The following is a 24,148-nucleotide window of genomic DNA, read 5'->3' on the forward strand; positions in this document are numbered from 1 at the left end:
GGGGCTGGGGGTGGGGTTCATAAATCGGAGGCAAATGTGACCACCACGGTACACTGGCAACAAAGGGTTGGTAATCAAAGAGATTGGGTTTGGCGAGGCTGGCAAACTCGTTACACCTACATCCGACCTAGCCAAAATAAATCAACAACACCCTTAATCCTGCTACATGGTTTTGGTGCATCCATTGGACATTGGCGACATAATTTAGCAGTCTTAGGCGAACACCATACCGTTTACGCCCTAGATATGCTCGGTTTTGGTGCTTCCCAGAAAGCCCCAGCCAATTACAGCATAGAACTTTGGGTGGAGCAAGTCTACGAATTTTGGAAAGCATTTATTCGTCAACCAGTCATATTAATCGGTAATTCCAACGGCTCACTCATTTCCTTAGCCGCCGCCGCCGCCCATCCGGAAATGGTGCAGGGGATAGTCATGATGAGTTTGCCCGACCCATCCTTAGAACAAGAAGCCATCCCGCCGTTCCTGCGACCTCTGGTCATGGGAATTAAAAAGTTAGTTGCTTCCCCGTTGATTCTCAAACCTATATTTAGCATCGTCCGCCGACCCGGCTTTGTGCGTCGCTGGGTTAGTCTTGCTTACGCCAATCCTGAAGCCATCACCGATGAACTGGTGGACATTTTAGCAGGGCCGCCCCAAGACAGAGGTTCAGCCCGTGCTTTTAGTGCCTTGTTTCGAGCTGCGATCGCTGTTAACTTTAGTCCTAGTGTCAAAACGATATTACCCACCTTAACAGTGCCAATGCTGCTGATTTGGGGGCAGAAAGACAAATTTGTCCCACCTGTACTGGCACAGAGATTTACTCAATACAACGAAAAGCTCGAATTACTTAACTTAGAAAATGCTGGGCATTGTCCCCATGATGAATGCCCAGAACAAATTAATCAAGTGATTCTAGATTGGATTAACAGGCACAGTCAGACTCAGCCACCAATGCAGCACAGCCCGGACAAGCCACTGATTCCCAATCAATGAAACCCTTGTGATCTGCTAATTACGAATTATCCAACAGTGACTTCATTAGTATCAACACCTGTAGCACCATTAACTGAACGTGCCGCCGCCACCATCTTGTTGAGGATATCTTGGCTGGGAACTTTACCTTTCAAAACCACAGTGCTACTTGTTTGAGCCACCCAGAGAGTTTCAATATCAGTAAGTTGCGAATCTTCATCAAACGCCAAAGCCACCCGCTTGGCTAACCCGCTTTGGTCGTATTCTCCATTCAATCCCAAACGTTCTGGCGGAATTGATTGCGTAGTAGCAGGAGCCGCGCTAGTACTAGCACTTGGCGGTACTTGCTGCGGTTGAGGATTTACTTGGGCATTTTTCGGTTTCTCTAATCCAAACAGTCTTTTTAACCAACTCATAACAGCTGTTCTCCGATTTTTACTTAAATAGCCATGATATCCCCAGGATAAATGCTTGACAAATAATCCACATCTGCCGATGTAAAGATATGCACCTCCAAAGGTGTCTGCTTTCAGTATGATTTTTCCATAACTTCTCTGGAGAAACTGTAATGATTGCAGGTATTGAGTTTAAAATGAAACCTTAGACTGATAATTTAGCAATTTAGTAAGCAGTACTTGTAGGGCAGTCCTGAGCTAGTGTTTACATTAGTGAAATACTTGCCTGAGCTTGATTTGGCGAAGATGAAACATACCCTTTCCGTTTTGGTAGAAGATGAGGCGGGGGTTTTGTCCCGTATCTCTAGTTTATTTGCGCGTCGTGGCTTTAATATAGAAAGCCTCGCAGTTGGTCCAGCAGAGCAAGGAGGAGTTTCCCGCATTACGATGATTGTACCCGGAGACGATCGCGTAATTGAGCAACTCACCAAGCAACTGTATAAGTTAGTCAATGTCCTTAAAGTCCAAGACATCACCGAAACTCCTTGTGTAGAGCGAGAATTGATGCTTTTGAAAGTGAATGCTACTAGCAGCAATCGCCCAGAAGTAGTCGAACTGGCTCAAATTTTCCGGGCGCGAGTGGTAGATGTGTCTGAAGATTCTGTCACTCTCGAAGTTGTGGGAGATCCTGGTAAGATGGTGGCCATCGTCCAAGTCTTACAAAAATTTGGTCTGAGGGAAATCGCCCGCACTGGCAAAATTGCCCTGACTCGTGAGTCTGGTGTAAATACTGAGTTGCTGAAATCTTTAGAAGCCAAAGTTTAATTGTCAAATGTGTGGAGAGCCAGCAGACCTGTTGACACTCCCACAAATTTTTCTCAAAAAATTGCAATTAAATCTGCATTGTGGCTACATTTATTCTCCAGCTTCGCCCGCTCCCCCTACTTTTCATCTAAAGTTTTTAACATTTATTTAATTGCTCAAGAGGATCTCATAGCCATCAAATTATGCCATTTGGGCATATTTATATAAGTTATTGCATCAAAAAACGAATATTAACCTAATATTATTGCTGAAAATTTCGCAAAATAGATTATAAAATAGATAAATATTCTATTTAAAAATAAAAATGCATTTTTCAACAAAGTTATGCCAGTATGGCATGACACAAAGACTTAAAACCTGTTACAAAATTGATGGTTGATTACAATGTTAATCACAATTACAGTTGGGAAAAGCAGCAAAATTAAACATACTGAAATTCAATTTTTAGGCTGATACAACGACGAGATCCTCATTTGATCAACTAACTAAGTGGGTGAAATTAAACTTAAATTTACTAGTCGCTGTTTATGGGTGTTTTAGCAGTTATTTCTCATATTTACCAAACTCAAGTCTTCGTAACAAAGTTTCATTTATTTTTATTTACCTACTTAACATCGTTGTTAAATTAGGGATTTTTCACACATAAATTGTCTATTTTGTGGAGTTGGGCATCCTGCCTACCTCGAATCAGTGACGGCTGCAAACACCTATCCCACAAGAAAATTGAGGATGTTTGTGATTGAGAAATCCCTGAATGGACAATACTTGATCTTCTCATGAAAAATCAGCATAACTAAATAGTTCTGATTTATCCAAAAGTTTTAGCCGCAATCAGGTTTTTGCCATTCACCCACTTTTTATTAGTTATTCAGTCTGATATAGACCAATAACTAATTCTGTTTTGGAGGTTAGGTTATGACAACGGTATTTTCCCATCAATATTTAGGTGAGAAACTAACTTACACTTTGGGAGAGACGCTTTTAAAACAAGAACTGCAAAGCTGTTTGGCATCTATGGAACTGGTGGAGCCACCAGTGGCAAAGCAGTTCTGGCAATCCGCAAAAATGAACGCTGGTATCTACGTCATTCTTGCAGGTAAAGTCAGATTGTCAGATAGTTCTGATGACTTAATAACGACTCTATCAGTGTGGTCTTCATTTGGTGAAATGACTTTGTTTCCAGAGTCAAACTTTAGTGATTACACCGCCAGAGCTTCGACAAATTTAGAACTTGGGTATCTCAGACAAGAGGTATTGCAAGGATTGATGGATAAATATCCTCAAATTCGCGATCGCTTGTTTTCTCGTGCAGAACTATGGGATTTACTGCTTTCATGTCGCCAAAACTCACAATTTCCGGCACACCCCGCCCAATTTCAGGCGATGCTCAAGGCTTTATCCTTCTTTGAGCGACACAACCTAGAGATTGGCTCTGTAAATACTCAATTCCCCGATTCCCAATTATGGCTGTTGTACAAAGGTCAACTACTACATTCCGATGGTCACTCTTTGACACCAGCCCAAATCTCTGCTGAACCGAATCAGGGTCATTGGCAAGCCATACAACCAACAATTGCTTACATTCTCAAAAGTTCCAACTGGCCAAAAGCACTGGAACACTGCCAGGATTTAGCTGCCTTTGTTCCTCAGCCTGAACAATACACAACTGCGGAGACGGGAAATCAGACGGAATGGAAAAACACGAATAGAAGCGACTCTTCCCCATCCAAAAGACCACGCCCATACCCCATAGCCCAAGTTATACCCTTTCGCCAGCGAGAACCAGAATCACCAGCACAGCAGAATAAACCACTGCCTTACTTTCCCAGTCCGAAAGTGCAAATGGGGCATTGGTGGAAACGTTTGAGCAAACGCTATCCCTTCTATGCACAACAAAGTGCTTCAGACTGTGGCTGTGCTTGCTTAGTGATGGTTGGGAAGTATTGGGGTAAACACTTGAGTGTAAATCGCTTGCGGGATATGACCAACGTTAGCCGCAGTGGTGCATCTCTACGTGCCTTAGCAGCAGTAGGAGAAAACCTCGGTTTTGCTACCCGTCCGGTGAAAGCTACTTTCGATAAGTTTGCCGAACAATCTTTACCTGCGATCGCACATTGGGAAGGTAACCACTTCATTGTCGTTTATGAAATCACCAAAAAGCGCGTCATCGTCGGTGATCCTGCCATCGGTCAACGAAAGCTGACCAGAAGCCAATTTAATGCCGGTTGGACTGGTTATGCCTTACTACTGCAACCTACAGAGCTGCTGAAACAGACCAAGAATGAGAGTGCCAACTTCTGGAAATTCTTTGAATTAATTAAACCGCACTATTCAGTACTACTAGAAGTCTTCGTCGCCAGTGTGCTGATGCAAATATTTGGACTAGTAACCCCAGTATTTACCCAGCTATTACTAGATCGAGTCCTGGTGCAAGGCAGCATTCCCACCTTAAACGCCGTAGGTATGGGAATGATCGTTTTTGGTTTGTTCGGCATTGCCATGAATGCAGTGCGGCAATATCTGCTGGATCACACAGCCAATCGCGTCAGCATCTCCCTACTTGTGGGTTTTATTAAACATACCTTCCGCTTACCCCTGGCTTATTTCGAGTCGCGTTATGTCGGAGATATTGTCTCTCGGATTCAAGAAAACCAAAAAATTCAGCGCTTCCTCACCGGCGAAACCTTATCAATCATCCTGGATATGCTGACATTAGTGATCTATCTGAGCATGATGTTTTGGTATAGCTGGCGCATGACTTTATTCGTACTATTTACAGTGCCGCCATTTTTTATTCTGGCACTGGCAAGCACAAATATTTTGCGTCGTATTTCCAGAGAGATTTTTAACGCTGGAGCCAAAGAAAATAGTTATCTGATCGAATCTCTATCAGGCATTCGCACAGTGCGTTCATTAGCCATTGAACAGACAGTACGCTGGCATTGGGAAGAGCTGCTAAATGATTTAGTTAAAAAAGGCTTTCATGCCCAAGTGATTGGTAATCGCCTGCGAATCATTAGTGGCGTTATTCAAACCTTTGTCAATGCTTCCTTGATGTGGTTTGGCGCATGGCAAGTCATTCAAGGAGAACTGACAATGGGGCAATTAGTAGCTTTCAATATGTTGGTGGGTAACGTCTTGAGTCCGTTTCAACGGCTATCAATGCTGTGGAATGAATTGCAGGAAATTATTATTTCTACAGAACGGATTAATGATGTTTTAGAAGCCGAACCAGAAGAAGACTTGCAAAACAAACCCCGCAAGCCTCTAGATAGACTCAATGGTCGCATTTGCTTTCAAAATGTCACATTTCGTTATCATGCCGAAAGTGAGACTAATGTGCTGGAAAATATCAACTTTGAAATCCAGCCAGATCAAATGGTAGCAGTAGTGGGGCGCAGTGGTTCAGGAAAAACAACTTTGAGCAAGTTGATTTTAGGTTTATACCCACCAACAGATGGCAAAGTTCTGATTGACGGCTTTGATGTTAATAATATATCCTTGCGATCGCTACGTTCTCAAATCGGTGTAGTTGATCAAGACACCTTTCTATTTGGTGGCACCATTCGAGAAAACATAGGCATTGCCCACCCAGAAGCTACCTTAGAAGAAATTACACAAGCCGCACGATGGGCTGGCGCAGATGAATTTATTCAGCAAATGCCAATGGGTTATGAATCCCAAATTGGTGAAAGTGGCGGAATGCTTTCTGGTGGACAACGCCAACGCCTAGCCATTGCCAGAGCTTTACTCGGCAACCCCCGGTTATTACTATTTGATGAAGCCACCAGTCACCTAGACTCGGAATCAGAAAGGATTATTCAGAACAACTTCAAAACAATTCTCCAAGGGCGTACCAGCGTCATTATTGCCCATCGCCTTTCCACTGTCCGCAATGCTGATCTAATTTTAGTTTTAGATCGAGGCGTATTAGTAGAAAGCGGTACTCATGACGAATTAATCGCTAAACAAGGACATTACTACTATCTCAATCAACAACAACTAGCTCAAGTAGTTTAATTCAATCAATCAATTTTGGATTTTAGATTTTAGATTTTGGATTGCAATCTAAAATTCCGGCGTTGCTGATTTGAAGTATAAATATGATTTTTGATAATCTCAAAACCACTGTAGAAACCTTCCATGTAACTTCTCTACACCTAAATTCATACTTGGTTTCAGCAACGCCAAAATTCCCCATTTCTTTAAACCCATTCCCCATAAAACTATGCCTAATGCCTCTCCCAATTCCTCATCTATACTTCTGAAAAAAGAGCAGGATGAGTATCAAATTTATCTTCAACCTAGCGAAGAAACTACTAACTCTCATCAGACCATTCCCGAAGGTCATACCCAAGATTTATATTACGGTACTGAAGAACTGCTAGATGCTTTACCAAAGGTCTGGACTCGTGGTGTCTTTTATGTCCTGCTAGGCTTTGCATCTCTGGCTTTACCTTGGGCAACTTTATCGAAAGTAGATGAAACTGGTAACGCCAGAGGACGTATAGAACCTCAAGGTGCAACCCAAAAATTGGACTCACAAACCGGAGGAAGTGTCAAAGCTGTGAAGGTGACAGAAGGCCAAACTGTAACCTTCGGACAGGTGCTGCTGGAACTTGATTCTGATATTTTGCAAACGGAAATTCAGCAAGCCGAAGCTAAACTCTCGGCACTGCTAAATCAAGAAACGCAGTTGGATGTGCTGAAAAACCAACTACAGTTGACACTGAGTATTCAGAAACAACAAAACCAATTTCAAGCTTTAGAAAAAATGTCCCAAGTCAACCAGGCAGAGCAAAACCTGGGGTTAAAACAAAATAGTTATAACCTGCAAAAGTTAGAAAGACAATCATTAGTCAATCAGGTGCGGCAGCAGATTCAAACTGCTAAAAATGATCAACAATCGGCTCAAGGTCGTTTGACTATAGATTCCCGGCAAGTTAAACGCTTTCAGCAACTTGTGAACGATGGTGCGGTTTCGGTAAATCAAGTTGACCAACTCAAAAAAGAAGAGCAAGAAAGCCAAAGACTCTACGCCAGAGCGCAATCTGATGTCAAACAAGCACAATTACGCTTGGCTGAAGAAACGAGCCGCTATCAGTCCACAATGAATCAGTTGGAATCTGATATTGAGCAAGCCAAACATCAAATGCAAGCCGAGAAAAACAGTTATCAAAGCTTACTGCAATCTGGTAAATTGGCTGTACTTAAATATGAAGAACAACTCAAGAATCTAGAAACACAACTTGCTAATTTACAATCGGAGATTGCTCAAACTAACAGCACAATCACATCTTTAAATCTACAAATGCAGCAACGAGTAGTGCGATCGCCTATTGATGGGATTATTTTTGAGTTACCAGTCACCAAGCCGGGAGAAGTGGTACAAGTCGGTCAGAGGATTGCTGACATTGCACCCCAAAATAGTGAAATCGTACTCAAAGCTAATATACCGATCCAGGATAGTGGCTTCTTAAATGTGGGAATGCCGGTGAAAATCAAGTTTGATGCCTTCCCTTTCCAGGAATATGGCATTGTAGAAGGCAAAGTTGCTTGGATTTCTCCTGACTCTAAAATCAATCAAACACCCCAAGGAAATATAGAAACCTATGAGTTAGAAATTGTTTTAGAACAGAACTATATCCAAAATGGTGCTAAACGTATTCCATTAACCCCTGGACAAACAGCAAATGCTGAAGTTATTCTGCGTCAGCGACGCGTGATTGATTTTGTTTTAGATCCGTTCAAAAAATTGCACAAAAACGGTTTAGAGATTTAGTCATTAGTTATTGGTCATTGGTTGTAGAGCAATCACAAAATAGCAAGATTACTACAGGGATTGTCTCATGTCTCAAATTCTGACTATTTCTGGTTCGGACATTATTCACAGCCTCAAACTATCATCGCAAGTTCCTGGTCTTGTAGAGGCGATCGCATCGCAAAAGATTGTTGCAGAAGTAGCCGAACGCTCAGGAATCACTGTGACACCAGAAGAAATACAGGAAGAAGGAGATCAATTACGTTTAGCCAAGAAGCTTGTCAAAGCTCAAGATACATTGATATGGCTAGAAAAAAACTATCTTTCTGTGAATGAGTTTGAAGAATCAGTCCACAACAAAATCCTGTCCAAGAAGTTAGCAAATTCTCTATTTAACTCCGAAGTCGAACGGTTCTTTTATCAACACCAACTAGATTATGTCGCCGCCATCACCTATGAAATCATTTTTGATGATAAAGACTTGGCTTTAGAAATGTTTTATGCGATGGAAGAAGGAGAAATCAGTTTTCCCGAAATTGCTCGCCTATATATCCCTGAACCAGAGCTTCGCAGTACTTATGGATATCAGGGACGGCGACACCGCAAAGATTTTCGCCCAGAAATTGCCGCTGCTGTATTTGCTGCAACTCCCCCGCAGATTCTCAAGCCAATTGCAACTTCAAAAGGAGTGTATTTAATTTGGGTAGAAGAAATTAGTCAACCCCAATTAGATGAATCGTTACGCGAAAAAATTATTACAGAATTATTCACCGATTGGTTAAAGCAACAAATCGAATGTATGGAAATCATTACTCAGCTAGATTCAGATACCTTACAGCCAGAGAAAGAATTACTGAAGCAGTCTTAATTTATAGCTAGTTAAACCGCAAATAGTTGGTTCATCAATGGTAATAAGAGAGGATAATCCTCTCTTCTATGTTTGTCTAAATTGTCTGTAATTAGCTATCCAATTAGATGGCGATAATTTATTGGCAAATATTTATGGCTAATAAATATAGCCATGCTCATAAATAGTGTTTATAACCTATTGTAAATTGGATTAAATTTAATTTACTAAATCTGTCTTTAGGCAATAGAATCTGTTGCCTAATTTTTGCGTTAACAGGTTTAATTCTAAGAAAAATCTAGGAAATTTATCTATATATTGATATTCATGTTTTTGATAAAAAAGCATTGCATGAGATATTGACTTTCCTAGTTAATCGTTTATATTAAGAACATAGCCAAACAAAAGAAATCGGCTAGAAAAAACCTAAATTTCCCAGGAGAAACTCAATGATTATTTCTGATTTAAACATCTTAGAAACTGTTACAGCTGAAAATGTTATTGGCGGTTGTTGGTTAACTAGTTATAAATGTGATGACAAATATGACAAGTATGACAAAAAGGAGAAAAAGGACAAGTATGACAAGTATGACAAGTATGACAAGTATGACAAGTATGACAAGTATGACAAGTATGACAAGTATGACAACGGCTTAACAATCAAGCAAGACACTGATGTTAAAGTTATAGTCACCCCAACAATTAGCTTTGAATAAGTAGATTCAATCGATAATTAGATTATCTCAAGAATCTATTAAGAAGTTGAAGGTGGTGTCCAATTTGAGAATAAATAAAACCATTTTTTAGCTGGGTTTTGTCTGACTTCTCAAATTAATCTTTGCCTGTAATTATTCTATAGTTGAGACCAACAGCTGTCCAACTTATATTGTAATCAGGTAGTAATCGTATCGTTGGAATGCTTTTAAACCATTTCAACGATATTTTTTAATTTATTTCCATTGAAAGACTTTGATTGTATAAGCTTGTTTGAATCATTCATAAAAAGTTGTTATATTTTTATAAAAAAAATATCTATAAATAAGTGAATTAACATATTAAAGCCAGTTTCAAGATGGTTACATAAGAGAATAATTGTTTAAATATTCAGATTTTACCGGATCAGATATCAGGGACCACGACACCGCAAAGATTTTACCCCAGAAATTGCGGTTGTTATATTTACTGGAACTCCGCCGCAGATTCTCAAGCTAATTGTGGCTCCAAAAAAAGTATCTTTAATTTGGGTGAATAAATTAGTCAACCTCCCTTAGATGAGTCATTAATCCAAAAAATCATTACAGAATTATTCCCTGGTTGGTTAAAGCTACAGATTGAGTGGATGAATCTAAGTACATGAATTATTTTTCGGAAAAAACGAAAAATAACCTAGTTACTTTCTTAGGGTAATCAAATATGTTAGAAACATAACCAATCAGAGCAAATTGGTTACAAAACAATTCCTATAACCAACTAGAAAATTACCAAGAATAACTCATGATTATTTCTGATCTAAACATTTTAGAAGCTGTTGAGGGTTCTGCTATTGTTGGTGGTGGCGGTTTCAAGATCGATAACAAGAAAGATGAAAAAATCGATAGCAAAGTAAATGTTGACATCTTCAAGAAAGTTGATATAAAGGTTGACGTTTACGGCAACTTTGCTGACGCTCAGGCAATAGCTCAAGCATACGGTAAAAACACTGATGCTGAAACTATCACCTTTGCAGAAGTATACGAAGGTGTTTCATCTGATGCTGCTTCCCGTTCAACAGCTGCTGCTGTCAAATAAGACAATAAGTTAATAGATTAAGATGATGATAGAGATAGATCGTGGCTTTTAGTCGCTCTCTATCTCTATCTCTGAATCTGAAAACGTAGTTGCTGAAGACTTTAAAAAGTTCTTGGCAAAGCAAGTAAGCTGAACCATATTTAATATTTCAGATTGAGCTAAGACAATAAATTATGTAAGATAAATGTAGAAAAATTATAAATACCTGCATAAGCTCGTGACAATAATATTTCGACTGGATGTAACTACTATAGGACTCATATTTGATTTTTGAACAGACACGTAGGGTGTGTTAGCGGGGAGAGTACGGCACTAAAGCCTTAATAATGGTGCGTTACGGACTTCATCCTAACGCACCCTACAATACTTAATTTTTTTATAAATCAAACCGGATTTCTATATTTACCTAATGAATAAGAGTAGATGCTAAAATTGTGCCTCGTTATCCAGTTTTAGCCAAGGTATAGCTTCATCTGATAGCAAGATTATTGCTGAAGCGAAAAGTATAGCTTCGGAATATGGCAATGAGAAAAGTGAGATTAATCACAGCATTTCAGTAACAATCAAATTAGATTTTTATATTTTAACTAGAATATGATTGATTTCGATATTTCCTAAAGCTATATTAGTTATGTGAACCAAATAAAGTTGTAGAAAACTATAAAATTTTCACTCATCCCATGCCTATGAAAACGATTGACAGCGATGTTTTCATAGGTGTGGGATTTTAAACCCTTGGTTATTAGTCCTTATTCCTGAATAGCAATGATGTTTACAGTGCCTCATCAAGTCATAATGCTATAAGTAATACCCTACTCTTATCAAGATTAGGGTATTACAAAAAATTGCAAATATTGAAATAAGAAAACTATACGATGGGACTTTGGTGGTAAAACAGGAAATTTGAGTTTAAAGCTGAAAAATCACAAATTCAAACAGATATCTTAGTATTTATTGGTGATTAAAATTACAATTTCTTTTTTGTACGACGTGGAGGAATTTATACTATCTCTAGCCGTAGCTAACGCTATTCCCTCAACCTTACTAATCCTCACCCAACCACTATCATCTACAATACTACTAGTGTTGGTAAAGGTGTTAGAGTTGTCTCCAACTGCGGCTGCTGAAGCCGTTATCTCAGCATATCCTGATGCCAGATATGATTGAATATCGGTAGTAGTCTCTATCCCCCCAATAATATTGTCTTCATGTGCTGTTATTTCGCAATATTCTAAGTCTTTAATAACCATGCTTGTTACCGTTGAAAATATGTCTGGATTCTTTATAAAGATATCATAAAAAAACCGTTAAAAGCTCAGATAAGCATTTCATTAATTTATTATTTAAAATAAAAAGCTCAGATAAATTAAATGGAAATAATCCTAAATCAATTAAGATAATTTTTTAATTTTAAATCTATCATTAGATAGATGCATCGAATTATAGAATTTTGATGTTGCAGATTACTTAAGATAAATCAGTAAGTTTAATCCGGGAATAGTGCGAGAAAGAGTCCACAAAACTAGGGTGATGTAAAGTACACCCAAACTCCACTGATACCAAGCAAGTGTGGCGATAATACCTGGTAAATGTTCATCTCGTAGGCGAATATCGTTAAATCCTAACCTGACTAAATTGTTGAGACTAAAGTCGTAGTAATTTAACCAGTTCCAACGGCGGTTCCATAATAAATGCAGATATCGTTCACGAAACATTTGATATCTTGGTATGACTGGTAATCGCCCAATTAGTAATCGTAACTGCCGAAAAGTACCGTCTTCTGTGAAATAGGAAACGTCCATTAAATCGTGATAGCGGCCTTGTTGGTAAAGTCGGATTAATAAAATTATTGGTAAGGGAACAATAATCATGAAAAGACACCCTAGTGTCAGCCAAGGCTGTTCAGCATTGCGGAAGATAGCTAATAAGCTAAAGAGGGTTAAAAAGCTAAAACCAGCCAATATCCATGTGGTTTCGTAAAATGTGGGAATAATTGGCACAGGATGCAAGCGACGATAGCGATCCACTAGCCAAAATAGCCAGCCAAAGTAAGCGATCGCCACTCCGCCCACGCCAAAGACTAACCAAAAGCTGGTACCATAGCCACTAAGCAGCAGCAGTACACTCAAAGCCAACCATCTTGCAGCTTGTAGCAACCAGCCACCAGGGGAAAAAGGTTCAGCAATTACTAGGCGATCGCTTAATTGGTTGTATGTTGCTAAATCAATATCTGGTAAACTTAACAAGTCACTGGTATTGCGAAACGGTTCTATAATTCGACGCTGCGCGATCGCTTCCGCCTGAGTTGCACTAAAACCCAAATTAACCAAAATTTTTCGGGTAGCACTATTAATATTTCTATCCACCAAACGATGGCTGAGTTCCCTGAGTCGCAGTTTTTGTTTTGTATATTCCAACTGATTCGCATCGGCGATTTGTTGCTGCTGACGGAAATTCTGCCCCAAATTCCGCAAAATGTTTTGATTACCTTGGGAAGTCGGAACGCGAAACATCTTGCCAATTTCACCGGGATTACCTAAAATCTTCGCTTGGTTAGAATTAAAAGTTAAACCAGGGACATTTAAAAAAGCCTCCTTAGCAAACCTCGCATCACTAAAATCGGCTTGGTTAAAAATGCTAGCACCACGTAAATTTACAGCTTGCTTAAACAGCACCTCTCGAAAAATTACAGCTTGCTCAAAAATAGCTTCTGCCAGAAAAAGATCCTGATGGAAATTCGCCTGAGTAAACTGTGCTGTATCAGCAAAGCGTACACCAGAAAAATCAACATTCCCCCGCCATTGCGCCCGATTGAATTTAGCTGATTCCTTAAAACTAGCCTCATTGAATTTAGCAGTCTCTTCAAAAGTGCTATCTTGAAAATCAACCTTGTCCTGAAATTGCGCTTTCTCAAAATTAGCCTGAGCAAAAAAAACACTTGTCTGAAAATTAGTCAATTGCCGGAAATTCGCCCCAGTGAAGCGCACAGAACGGCTAAATCTAGTTTCAGCCCAATTAGTCGGCTGCAGAAAAATAGCATTTTTAGCATTCACCGACTGAAAAAAGAATGTATTCGGAAACAGCACTTCCCCATTGAAGCGAGTTTGCACCAGAGTTAAAGAACCACGAAACACACTGATTTCACTAGATGCAGTCGGCTGACTTCCCAAAAGGGCGCGACAGTCCTTAGAATTAGGTAAAGCGATCGCTAAAGATTGCAAACAAACAGAACGCAAGTGTGCCAGTTGTTCTTGTTCACTACTCGTCAAAATAGGAGCATAGACACTTACAGGCTGTTCACTAGATATAACCGGGGCGTAGAGAGGAGTTCTCAAACCCAAATCGCTACCCACAAAATTCCCCTGAATCAGAGAATTACTCAAATCTAAACCCAAAGGCTTAGTCCCCGACTTTTGTAACTCCTTTCGCAGCAACAGATAAAAATTATCCCGAAATTCCCCATTCTCCGGTCGCAAATCAATCACCATCTGCCGTAAATCTACAGTCAAATTACCCTCACGAATGATCGGAGTATGCAATCGTTCCTGCAACAACTCCAGACTTAAAGGAATGCGTTCCGGTTGGGTTTGGGTAGCCCCAGCAGGTAAAGAAAAGAAAAGCCAAGCCAATATAACGCAGACATATATACAAACCCAACGCAGAGATACACAGAATCCAATCTCCGCGACCCTTTGCGCTGATCTCCGCGCCCCTACCCTGCGGGAACGCCTCAGGCGAATGCGTTTAAAAAAAAATTCAATCACTCATCACTCATCAGCAGAACAACTTTACCCATCATCGCACCAGATTCCAAAACTTGATGAGCCTGAGCCGCTTCCGCCAAAGCAAACCGATGGCTCACCTGAACTTTCAACTTACCTTCATCCATCCAAGTAGCACACTGTGCCAAAATTTCTGCATGATGCTTCAGACTCTCCTCCAAACCTTGCAACATCGGAGTCAGCATTAATTCTAACCCAACGCGGAGATTACGTGATCTAGCAGTCTTCCAAACAGTATCAGCCTTTGGTTCCAGAATCGTCACAATATCACCATATACCCGCACAGCCGGAAAAGTTTTGTTAAAAGTTTCGCCGCCAACAGTATCAAAAGCTAAATCGACACCTTCACCACCAGTCCAATTTAACACCGCCGCGACAAAATCCGTTTCTTGATAAAAAATTACTTCATCAGCACCGAGTTCTTTCACAAAATTGGCCTTTTCCTGAGAACTCACAGTAGTGCAGACAGAAGCACCCTTGAGTTTTGCCAATTGAATCGCGACATGACCAACACCACCAGCACCCGCATGAATCAACACCCGTTCCCCAGGTGCTAATCTCCCCCGTTCATACAAAGCTTCCCACGCAGTAATTAATACTAGAGGCGCTGCTGCGGCTTCTGCAAAGGAAACCGACGCAGGTTTACGTGCCACAAATCGCTCATCAACCACAGTATATTCTGCATAATTACCTTGTTGTGCGCCCAGACCACCATAGCAAAAATATACCTCATCACCCAAGCGAAATCTTTCAACACCAGCACCCACACCTTCAACAACACCAGCACCATCACAGCCTAAAATCGCCGGCATTTGTTCAGGGTAAAAAGTACCTCGCTGACGGAGTTTTGTATCAATAGGGTTAACACCAGCCGCTACTAGGTGGACTAAAAGCTGACTATTTTCTAAAGGTAAAATAGGTTTTGGCACATCCTGTAATTGCAAAACTTCAGGACTACCGGCTGCTGTCATTAAAACGGCTTTCACAAACATTTCCTCCTAAATGCACAGTTATTTGCAACTTTAGCGCAATCAGGAGGACAAACTCTTTCTTATTTCTCTGTGTCTCTGTGGTTAGTTGATAAAAATCGCTGATGCGAAGGAGCGCAAAACCTGACACCCCTTCAGCATCGTAGACAAATTCACTTTTTATCAGAACTAGTTATACCTTTAGCAGCAATTTCCTTACCCAAAACTTCCACAGCTTTAGCAAATTGAGGGTCTGCGAGTGTAGCCAGTTTTTCACGCTGCTTCAACCACAATTCTTCACGCTGCTCATCAGACAAGTCCACAGTCACATCGGGATCAACGCCGTGTTTATTGATATCTGTACCATTGGGAGTAATATATTTAGCAATTGTCACCGCTAAACCCGAACCATCTTCTAAAGGACGCACCGATTGCACTAAACCTTTACCGAAAGTTTGAGAACCCACCAAAACGGCACGTTTATTATCCTGCAAAGCTCCTGAAAGAATTTCACTGGCACTAGCTGATCCTTTATCAACTAATATCACCAGGGGTTTATTCGTCAAAGCCCGACCCCTAGCCACTTCCCGCTCTTGTTCACCCCGGCGGTCAATAGTGGAAACAATTGTCCCTCTATCCAGCCACATTCGAGCAATTTCCACACTAGAGAAGAGTAAACCACCTGGATTACCACGTAAATCCATAATATATCCGTCTACACGTTGCCTTTCTAAATCTCTGATCGCGCTTTGCATTTCCCGGCTAGCATTGGCGCTGAACTGATTTAGGCGAATATAACCGAGTTTACCTGCTGGAGTTGGCTGTGTGGAATATTTAACTGGATGAATTTCAATGCGGGCGCGTGTGATTTCAAACTGTTTGGCTTGACCGTCACGTTCAATTGTGAGATTGATTTTCGTTCCTGGCTCACCACGAATCATGGATACTGCTTCGTTGGTATCCATCCCCTCAGTGCTTTTACCATTAATTTTGGTGATGATATCCTTCGCCAAAATCCCCGCTTTAAATGCAGGTGTATCATCAATGGGCGAAATCACCACAATCTTTTTCGTTTCTTCATCTTGACTGATGGTGATGCCAATACCAGTGAGTTCCCCAGAGGTGTCAACTTGCATATTCTTGAACTCTTCTGGGTCCATAAACCGGGTATAGGGATCATCCAGCTTCTTCAGCATTTCCCGGATGGATGTATAGGCATCTTGCTGACTACTGTAGGACTTGCCTAAGTACTCCTTCCGCACAGCCAGCCAATCGACTTGATTAAAAGTACCATCTACATATTGGCGCTGAACAATTTGCCAAACTTCGTCTACTAATTCTTTGGGACTTGCTTTAAATAAAGCCTGACCTCGAGAGTGAATGCCCAGGCTAGTAACAGCAATCGTGGAAAGCGTCACGGCCGTAGCACCCAAAACAAGTCTACTTTTTGTAATCACCATAATGACAGCTGCGTCAGAGGGAGGAATATATAGTCAGTATGCCCAATCTAACACAGGGTTACACTGTACAGACTAACCATGTGTTACTAATTTCATTAAAATACTTGACAATCCGGGGAGAAGAGGAACGGGGGCAGGGGGCAGAGTGCAGCGGAGAAGAGGAACGGTTGTTAAGTAACCGGAAGTTTAAAGTAATTTCTAACTCCCCCTTGCTCCCTGCTCCCCGCTCCCCTGCCCCTTTACGGTTCTACCCAACGTCCATCTGCCTTAATCAGGTTAATCAATTCCTCAACTCCTTGGGCTTCTGGGACTTTTTTAATTTCTTCTCGGCCACGATATAAAGAAATGTAACCTGGTGTTTTACCAACATAACCATAGTCAGCATCTGCCATTTCTCCAGGGCCATTCACAATGCAACCCATCACGGCTACGTCCAACCCAGTTAAGTGTTTGGTAGCTTCCCGGACTTTGTGTAAAACTTCTTCTAAATTGAATAAAGTCCGCCCACAAGAAGGACAAGCGACATACTCCACCATTGTTTTCCGCAATCCTAAAGCTTGCAGAATGCTGTAGCAGACGGGAATTTCCTTTTCTGGGGCTTCTGTCAGTGACACGCGAATTGTATCGCCAATGCCATCAGTTAGTAATGTGGCAATTCCGGCTGTGGATTTAATGCGTCCATATTCACCATCACCGGCTTCTGTGACACCCAAATGCAAAGGATAATCCATACCCAGTTCATCCAAGCGTTTAGCCATCATCCGATAAGCGGCTATCATCACGGGAACCCGTGAGGCTTTCATGGAAATTACCAAGTTGCGGAAATCTAAAGATTCACAAATGCGAATAAACTCTAAGGCAGATTCCACCATTCCTTCTGGGGTGTCGCCGTAGGTAAATAGCATTCTTTCCGCCAGAGAACCATGATTTACGCCAATTCGCATGGCTTTACCTTGATCTCGCAAGGAAACCACTAAAGGTTCTAGAGTTTCGCGGATTTTGTCGCCAATTTCATCAAATTCGGTTTTAGTATATTCGCTTCTATTGGAGTTGGGTTTCTCAAACACATACAACCCCGGATTAATTCGCACTTTTTCGATGTGCTTGGCGACTTCCAAGGCGATTTTCAGGCCATTGTGATGCACATCGGCTACGATTGGCACATCTTGGTAAGTTTTAATTAATCTTTGTTTAATTTCCGCCATCACTCTAGCGTGAGCCATACTTGGCACTGTGACGCGGACAATTTCACAACCAATTTCGTGTAAACGACGAATCGCTGCTACGGAACCATCAATATCAAGAGTATCCTCGTTAATCATCGACTGCACTACCACTGGGTAGTTACCCCCAATAGTCACATCTCCCACTTTGACAGGTCGGGTTTTACGCCGCTGAATTTTGGTATCAAAAATGGGTTTAACTGCTGTGGTGTCAATGGTTGTAGGAGTTGGCAGAGTTTGCATAACCTAATTAGGTAAATTTGCTGTAGTTAAAATATCAGATTGAAAGCCTCTGTCTCTCAGATTGCCACAGTCAGAGCATTTTTGGACGAGAAAATCGAAAAAAAGGGACAAGTCTACAAAATTTGATGAATACTCTCAACCACTTGCTCAATGAAATTAACTGCATCATTAACCATTGATTCATCGATATCCCGGCGATTACCTAAGCTAAGAGTAGGATCTATATCAGCTTCATGAGCAATTTTATTCCTACGATCTACAATTAATTTTAGTTGTTGCTTAATATCTTTATCGCGCCTGCCCATTTTATTCGCAACTTCTTCCCATAATTTTTGATTGGAGATGTATCTAACTGCCTCTGCGATTTTTTCTGGTTCCTGGAAACTTTTATAGCTCAAAGTTTCTCTAATTTCATCTTCTAACCATGAGGTATTATTTAGTTTATTCCAAATAATATTTGAAATAACTGGAATCAAACTGGATATATTATGAGATTCCTGCAAAAAATCATCTCCATGACTCTGCTGTATTTCACTCTCTATCCAAGAAGCAATATCTATAGATATTTTTCTATCTTCACGCGCATTTCCTAGAGAAACCTGAAAACGTGAAAAGGATGATTGAGTGGAATTTCTTGGAACTGCTGGCTCAGGGCGCGTTCCTCGATGAATTTCCAGCATACCTAATGTGACAACCTCATGGATATAATAATCCAAAGCACTCACTCCTAAAACTAGGGCAGATCGTAAAATGTCGGAGATATCCTGAGCAGCAGTAGGTTGAGCCTTAACTGAGTTATGAAGAGCAATCAGATCCCGAACACGCTGAATACTAATACGAAATTGGTCAAGCGCTGACTGCATAACTGGATGATAGTGCAATAATTTTATCTGCTAATTCAGAAAAAGTTGTTTTAAATTCCTCTTGCTTTTTTTGATTATTCTCGCCTACTATACCAGTTCCTAATTGCTCAGGTGTTAACGCATAAACTGGTGTACTGTGTTCCTGTGAGATAGCAATTAAACTGTTAAAGTTAGAAATTTCTGCCAGAGTGAAACTGCTATTCATACCTTGTTCAGTATATACCTGCTGAGGTAGTAATAGATGATTCTTATCTAGAATTGGTACTAATTTATTTTTAACTACATTCTTGATTTTTGCTATCCAAGTTTGAAATGCGGCTGTTTCTTTCCCTCTGACAATTCTATATTTTTGAACTATAGTTCCTAAAAATTTCAATTTAAAATGTGGGAATGGATAAGCAGCTTCTTTTAGTATATGGTTTGCACTTGTGATCCTTGCCCAGTTACACCACTTTGGTAAAATTCTTGACAGAGCATCAATTCCTAGCACAGAAAATAAATCCGCAGATATAGGGACTAAGAAAAAGTCACTTGTCATTAATAAATTTTGATTGATTGCTCCTAAACTTGGACTCATATCAATCAAAATGTAGTCAGCATTAAATTTATTAGCAGTTTTTTCCAAGAGATCCGAAATCGCACCCGGCAAGTTTTTGAGTTTCTGTATTGAACCACTAATTTCTTGGGCTTTACTTAATATTACTTCGTATTCAGTAAAGCCCACATGACCAGGTAACAAAAATAAACCCTCTTGACCTTCTATCGGAATACAATCTACAGCTTCAATAGCCCTTGGTTGTGACTCAAATGCAGGAGCCAAGGCAGTCTTGATATTTGAATGTGTGTTGTAGATGTTTTCTATTCTTGCTTCGTCGTCTTCGGTTTCCGCTTTTAGAGCGATACGTGTAAGATTACATTCAGGATCAGTATCTACAAGGATAACTCTCTTACCCTTTGAAGCAAGCATCCAACCTAAGTTAAAAATAGTTGTGGTCTTACTGACACCACCTTTGTGATTGAACAAGGCAATCTTTTGAGCCATCTTTTTTGCCTTTGATAATTATAAACTCTATTGAATACAGGTATAGTAGAAAAACCTGTATTAATTATTATAGCTTGTCAATAGTCAACAGATTAGATACAAAAGAGTTGAGTTTCTTAACGCATCTGTATTTACATTAGTCTAAGGCTTTAATTAAATTATGAATACCCGGAGAAAAACTCAGCTACCAATTCCTCCTCACTTCAACGCTGAAAAAGTTGGAGAAGTCTGGCGCGTACCCTATCAAGAAATAGCCGCAGCAGCCGAAGCTTGGGCAGAACAACATAATATTCAACCAGCAGCTTTAGATAAAACCAATATTTGCCTACTTTTAATTGATGTGCAGAACACATTCTGTATCCCCGGATTTGAATTATTTGTCGGTGGTAAATCCGGGACTGGGGCAGTTGATGATAATAGGCGGATATGTGAGTTTATTTATCGCAATTTAGGATTAATTACCAAAATTATTCCCACATTAGACACCCACACTGCAACACAAATTTTTCATCCCATATTTTGGATTAACGATGCAGGTGAACATCCGACACCAGCCGCAACTAACATTACCCCAGCAGATATAGAAACAGGTATTTGGAAAGTTAACCCAGCAGTAGCAAGCAGTATTACCAATGGCAATTATGAATTATTAGAAAAACACGCTTACCATTACGTTAAACAACTCAGCCAAAATGGGAAATATCCCCTCACAGTTTGGCCTTATCACTCCATGTTAGGCGGAATTGGTCATGCCTTAGTTTCATCAGTTGAAGAAGCAATATTTTTCCATAGCATTGCGCGTCAAACCCAGACACAATTTGAAATCAAAGGAGATAATCCCCTCACAGAAAATTACTCCGTTTTAAGTCCAGAAGTTTTAACAGATTTTAACCAAAACCCACTCGCCCAAAAAAACACACCCCTGATTAAACAACTACTAGAATTTGATGCTGTCATAATTGCAGGTCAAGCCAAAAGCCACTGCGTCGCCTGGACAATTGACGATTTGCTCACAGAAATTAAACAGATAGATAGCACCCTGAGCCAAAAAATTTATTTACTAGAAAACTGCACATCCCCTGTAGTCGTCCCTGGTGTAGTGGACTACACAGAACAAGCAGACACAGCATTTAGAAAATTTGCAGCAGCCGGAATGCAGATCATCAAATCCAGTCACACCTTTTAAACCTCCTCCGCCTACCTACCCTGCGGGTTCCGATTGCGGTATGCGCTTCCCTCCGCGCCCCTCTGCGTTAAAATCCTCACTGCTTCAGATAAGCTTTAGGATCTTCCGCCACCCAACCCAAATCCGAGCTAGAGCGCATTTCAAAATGGAGGTGTGGCTGACTTCCGGTAGGCTCTCCAGTAGTACCTACGGTTCCCAGCAAGTCACCCTCATTAACTTTTTGACCTACGGAAACTTTAATCTCACCAAGATGGGCGTAACGGCTTTGGAGTCCGCCACTATGATTCACGATGATCAACTGGCCATAAGTACCTTGCTGATCAGCAAACACTATAGTTCCCGGAGCGATCGCTTGTACAGGACTACCCACAGAAGCCAACAAATCCACACCGCTATGAAAAAACACTTCACGAGAACTAGGATTAATCTGCCAGCCATAAGGAAGTAGCACCGTTGCCATTTTCTGCAAAGGATACCCAGCAATGGATATAGGCGGTGTATCAGCAGGTGCGGGAGACTCAGTTATGGGGCGACTTGGTGAAACTTTTCCTGCTGGAACAAATACAACTCTGGGGTCTTGTTGACAACCATTGATTTCAAACAGTGTATCGGCACGAACTTCATATTTTTCTGCCACCTGTCGCCAAGTTTGTCCGCTAGGCACTTGTACAACCATCCCATTGTAGGGAGGAATTTGCAGCTCGCTACCAACCGTCACGCTGCCGTTTCTGATAGCAGGATTCATATTGATTAGGGTTGACGGCGTGAGATTGTAGCGCTGTGCTATGCTTTCCAAAGTTTCACCACGATTAACTTGATGGCGCTGGAAGCGAGATAACGCAGGAGTTTGACAACTAGCGGCTGCTTGGGCGCTGTTTGAGTTCAGGGGTGTGGATGTTAGCCCGACAGTACCAACTAGGCTACAGAGCAAAAGTAGACGATAGGGAAAAGTCATATATAAAACTCAAACAATTTTAGATTTTAGTTTTTGGTTCGACCCACAGATAAATTAGGGGGCTTGTACCATTAAGGAACTATTGGTCAACAGAGCGTTAACTTTAGATTTTAGTTGGGGAATCGGCTTGTGGGGAGGTATAGCAAAATTCAAAATTCAAAATTCAAAATTCAAATGCTTGCTGTGAATTGGTTTTGGGATTTTTTCACGCCCTAACTGCTTTGGCGATTGCTATAGATACAGCAGTTTCCATCAGATATCTGGTGAGAAAGAATGTATAAACCTTGCCTGGAAACTCTTGACAAGCTTCCCCGGCTCTCCGCTCCCGGCTCCCCTGCCTCTTCCGTCCCCATGTTTTGGGAAACTATTGTCTTTTTGTCTGTAAATTTATCTGTCCAATTGCCGTTAGCTTGACTACACTTAGAAATTAGCAACTGCACTGCTTTGTCTAAACGTAATGATTATGAATTTACCTTTAAAGCAACTAGCTATTTATCTATCTCTACTGGCGATTGGTAGTGGTGCAGGTGTGTTGGGCAGTCGTTATCTGCTACCACACAATCGCTCGTTTAAAGAATTAAGAAATATTACGGTGGCATCGTCTCCAGAATCTGTAGTTCCTCATGCTGTGGGCGGAGCTAGTGGGGCTACTGGGGGTGATAACCTGAATTTTATTGCCTCAGCAGTGCAGAAAGTCGGCCCGGCGGTAGTACGCATTAATGCTACCCGCAAGGTGGCTAATCCGATTTCAGACGCTTTGAAAAATCCCCTGTTGCGGCGATTTTTTGGGGATGATGAGCAACCAATTCCCACAGAACGGATTGAGCGCGGTACGGGGTCAGGATTTATTTTGAGTGAAAATGGACTATTGCTGACTAATGCCCATGTGGTGGCGGATACAGATACTGTGCAAGTGACTCTCAAAGATGGTCGGACTTTTAAGGGGAGAGTGGTGGGAGTCGATCCGATTACAGATGTGGCAGTGGTGAAAATTCCCGAAAATAAATTGCCTACGGTTAAATTGGGAAATTCGCAAAATCTTATCCCAGGACAATGGGCGATCGCTATTGGCAATCCTTTGGGTTTAGATAATACTGTCACTATCGGCATTATCAGCGCTACTGGTCGCACCAGCGCTCAAGTTGGTGTCCCTGATAAGCGAGTCAGTTTTATCCAAACTGATGCCGCCATTAACCCTGGTAACTCTGGTGGCCCGTTGTTAAATGCCCAAGGTGAAGTGATTGGGATTAATACTGCTATCCGCGCCGATGCTCAAGGATTGGGCTTTGCTATCCCGATTGAAACCGCAGCTCGGATTGCTAATGAACTATTTACCAAAGGACGTGCAGAACATCCTTTCTTGGGGATTAAAATGACAGATTTATCTCCGACCAAAAGACAAGAGCTTAATCAACAGAAAAACCTGAATATTCAGCAGAAAACTGGTGTTGTGATTGAAGGAGTCATGGAAAACTCACCAGCAGAAGAATCGGGGCTGCTTCCTGGAGACGTGATTCAAAAAATCAACGGTAAACCAGTAAACATCGCAGCCCTAGTCCAGAAACTGGTAGAATCCAGCACAGTTGGGGATATCTTGGCAATTGAAGTTAACCGCAATGGTAAAGTTCAAACCTTGAAAGTGGAATCAGGCTCCTATCCCGATCTAAAGTAGTTGTGCTTTTGAGTCTTAATCTCGACTTCCGCCATTTTTTCATCCCCTGAACTCTGGAAAATCGCTGATGAGACTTCTTGCAAAAGTCCAAAAACCAATAATTAATATCATGTCCGTTTAATTAGTTACGATTACCACAATCATGTCACCCCACCCCCAACCCCTC

The 24,148-nt window shown here is 41.0% G+C and carries 18 protein-coding genes; 9 read left to right on the forward strand and 9 right to left on the reverse strand.

The genetic code is table 11. The annotated features are described in order from the left end of the window. The first annotated feature begins 36 nt into the window (after nucleotides 1–36). Nucleotides 37–993 carry an alpha/beta fold hydrolase gene (locus AACX33_RS24335; RefSeq protein ID WP_193998320.1) on the forward strand — a complete coding sequence of 319 codons (957 nt, stop codon included), beginning with the start codon at nucleotides 37–39 and terminating at the stop codon, nucleotides 991–993. 26 nt (nucleotides 994–1,019) lie between these two features. On the opposite strand, the gene AACX33_RS24340 is transcribed toward AACX33_RS24335, so the two are convergent. Further along, nucleotides 1,020–1,388 carry a BON domain-containing protein gene (locus AACX33_RS24340; protein WP_193998319.1) on the reverse strand — a complete coding sequence of 123 codons (369 nt, stop codon included), beginning with the start codon at nucleotides 1,386–1,388 and terminating at the stop codon, nucleotides 1,020–1,022. Between the two features lie 285 nt (nucleotides 1,389–1,673). Between AACX33_RS24340 and ilvN the strand changes: the two genes are divergently transcribed. The 6 genes from ilvN (at nucleotide 1,674) to AACX33_RS24370 (ending at nucleotide 10,588) form a co-directional block, all read left to right on the forward strand. Continuing rightward, entirely contained in the window at nucleotides 1,674–2,192 is a 519-nt protein-coding gene (gene ilvN, locus AACX33_RS24345) for an acetolactate synthase small subunit (protein ID WP_193998318.1), read from the forward strand. Nucleotides 2,193–3,107: 915 nt separating this feature from the next. After that, entirely contained in the window at nucleotides 3,108–6,212 is a 3,105-nt protein-coding gene (locus AACX33_RS24350) for a peptidase domain-containing ABC transporter (protein ID WP_193998317.1), read from the forward strand. 208 nt (nucleotides 6,213–6,420) lie between these two features. Continuing rightward, nucleotides 6,421–7,974 (forward strand): HlyD family efflux transporter periplasmic adaptor subunit, encoded by a 1,554-nt coding sequence (locus tag AACX33_RS24355; protein WP_193998316.1) that lies wholly within the window; start codon nucleotides 6,421–6,423, stop codon nucleotides 7,972–7,974. A 67-nt stretch (nucleotides 7,975–8,041) separates the two neighbouring features. Beyond that, nucleotides 8,042–8,821 (forward strand): peptidylprolyl isomerase, encoded by a 780-nt coding sequence (locus AACX33_RS24360; protein ID WP_193998315.1) that lies wholly within the window; start codon nucleotides 8,042–8,044, stop codon nucleotides 8,819–8,821. A gap of 428 nt (nucleotides 8,822–9,249) precedes the next feature. Continuing rightward, nucleotides 9,250–9,516, forward strand: coding sequence for a hypothetical protein (locus AACX33_RS24365; RefSeq protein WP_193998314.1), 267 nt, complete (start codon nucleotides 9,250–9,252; stop codon nucleotides 9,514–9,516). 778 nt (nucleotides 9,517–10,294) lie between these two features. Further along, on the forward strand, nucleotides 10,295–10,588 hold the full coding sequence (locus AACX33_RS24370) for a hypothetical protein (RefSeq protein ID WP_193998313.1): 294 nt from the start codon (nucleotides 10,295–10,297) through the stop codon (nucleotides 10,586–10,588). 944 nt (nucleotides 10,589–11,532) lie between these two features. Here the strand turns inward: AACX33_RS24370 and AACX33_RS24375 are convergent. From AACX33_RS24375 to AACX33_RS24405, 7 genes are all read right to left on the reverse strand, one after another. Further along, complete coding sequence (locus AACX33_RS24375; RefSeq protein ID WP_193998312.1) at nucleotides 11,533–11,838, reverse strand: hypothetical protein; 306 nt, start codon at nucleotides 11,836–11,838, stop codon at nucleotides 11,533–11,535. A gap of 213 nt (nucleotides 11,839–12,051) precedes the next feature. Beyond that, complete coding sequence (locus tag AACX33_RS24380) at nucleotides 12,052–14,352, reverse strand: pentapeptide repeat-containing protein (protein WP_193998311.1); 2,301 nt, start codon at nucleotides 14,350–14,352, stop codon at nucleotides 12,052–12,054. After that, a complete protein-coding gene (locus AACX33_RS24385) occupies nucleotides 14,349–15,356 on the reverse strand; it encodes a zinc-binding dehydrogenase (RefSeq protein ID WP_193998310.1) in 1,008 nt (335 codons plus the stop codon). The genes AACX33_RS24380 and AACX33_RS24385 overlap by 4 nt, the downstream gene beginning before the upstream one ends. A gap of 155 nt (nucleotides 15,357–15,511) precedes the next feature. Continuing rightward, nucleotides 15,512–16,798 (reverse strand): carboxyl-terminal processing protease CtpC, encoded by a 1,287-nt coding sequence (gene ctpC, locus AACX33_RS24390; RefSeq protein ID WP_193998309.1) that lies wholly within the window; start codon nucleotides 16,796–16,798, stop codon nucleotides 15,512–15,514. A gap of 239 nt (nucleotides 16,799–17,037) precedes the next feature. Then, nucleotides 17,038–18,264, reverse strand: coding sequence for a (E)-4-hydroxy-3-methylbut-2-enyl-diphosphate synthase (ispG, locus tag AACX33_RS24395; protein WP_193998308.1), 1,227 nt, complete (start codon nucleotides 18,262–18,264; stop codon nucleotides 17,038–17,040). Between the two features lie 113 nt (nucleotides 18,265–18,377). Next, nucleotides 18,378–19,127, reverse strand: coding sequence for a HEPN domain-containing protein (locus AACX33_RS24400; protein ID WP_193998307.1), 750 nt, complete (start codon nucleotides 19,125–19,127; stop codon nucleotides 18,378–18,380). After that, nucleotides 19,111–20,169: a ParA family protein gene (locus AACX33_RS24405; RefSeq protein ID WP_193998306.1), complete on the reverse strand. Its 1,059-nt coding sequence runs from the start codon at nucleotides 20,167–20,169 to the stop codon at nucleotides 19,111–19,113. The genes AACX33_RS24400 and AACX33_RS24405 overlap by 17 nt, the downstream gene beginning before the upstream one ends. Before the next feature lie 160 nt (nucleotides 20,170–20,329). On the opposite strand from AACX33_RS24405, the gene AACX33_RS24410 reads away from it, so the two are divergent. Then, nucleotides 20,330–21,355: an isochorismatase gene (locus tag AACX33_RS24410; protein WP_193998305.1), complete on the forward strand. Its 1,026-nt coding sequence runs from the start codon at nucleotides 20,330–20,332 to the stop codon at nucleotides 21,353–21,355. A 76-nt stretch (nucleotides 21,356–21,431) separates the two neighbouring features. On the opposite strand, the gene AACX33_RS24415 is transcribed toward AACX33_RS24410, so the two are convergent. Further along, nucleotides 21,432–22,310 (reverse strand): LysM peptidoglycan-binding domain-containing M23 family metallopeptidase, encoded by an 879-nt coding sequence (locus AACX33_RS24415; RefSeq protein ID WP_193998304.1) that lies wholly within the window; start codon nucleotides 22,308–22,310, stop codon nucleotides 21,432–21,434. Nucleotides 22,311–22,773: 463 nt separating this feature from the next. Between AACX33_RS24415 and AACX33_RS24420 the strand changes: the two genes are divergently transcribed. After that, entirely contained in the window at nucleotides 22,774–23,982 is a 1,209-nt protein-coding gene (locus AACX33_RS24420) for an HhoA/HhoB/HtrA family serine endopeptidase (protein WP_193998303.1), read from the forward strand. Nucleotides 23,983–24,148: the final 166 nt, after the last annotated feature.

Origin of the sequence: Nodularia sp. LEGE 04288, assembly GCF_963896525.1 — a bacterium.
Lineage (GTDB): Bacteria > Cyanobacteriota > Cyanobacteriia > Cyanobacteriales > Nostocaceae > Nodularia.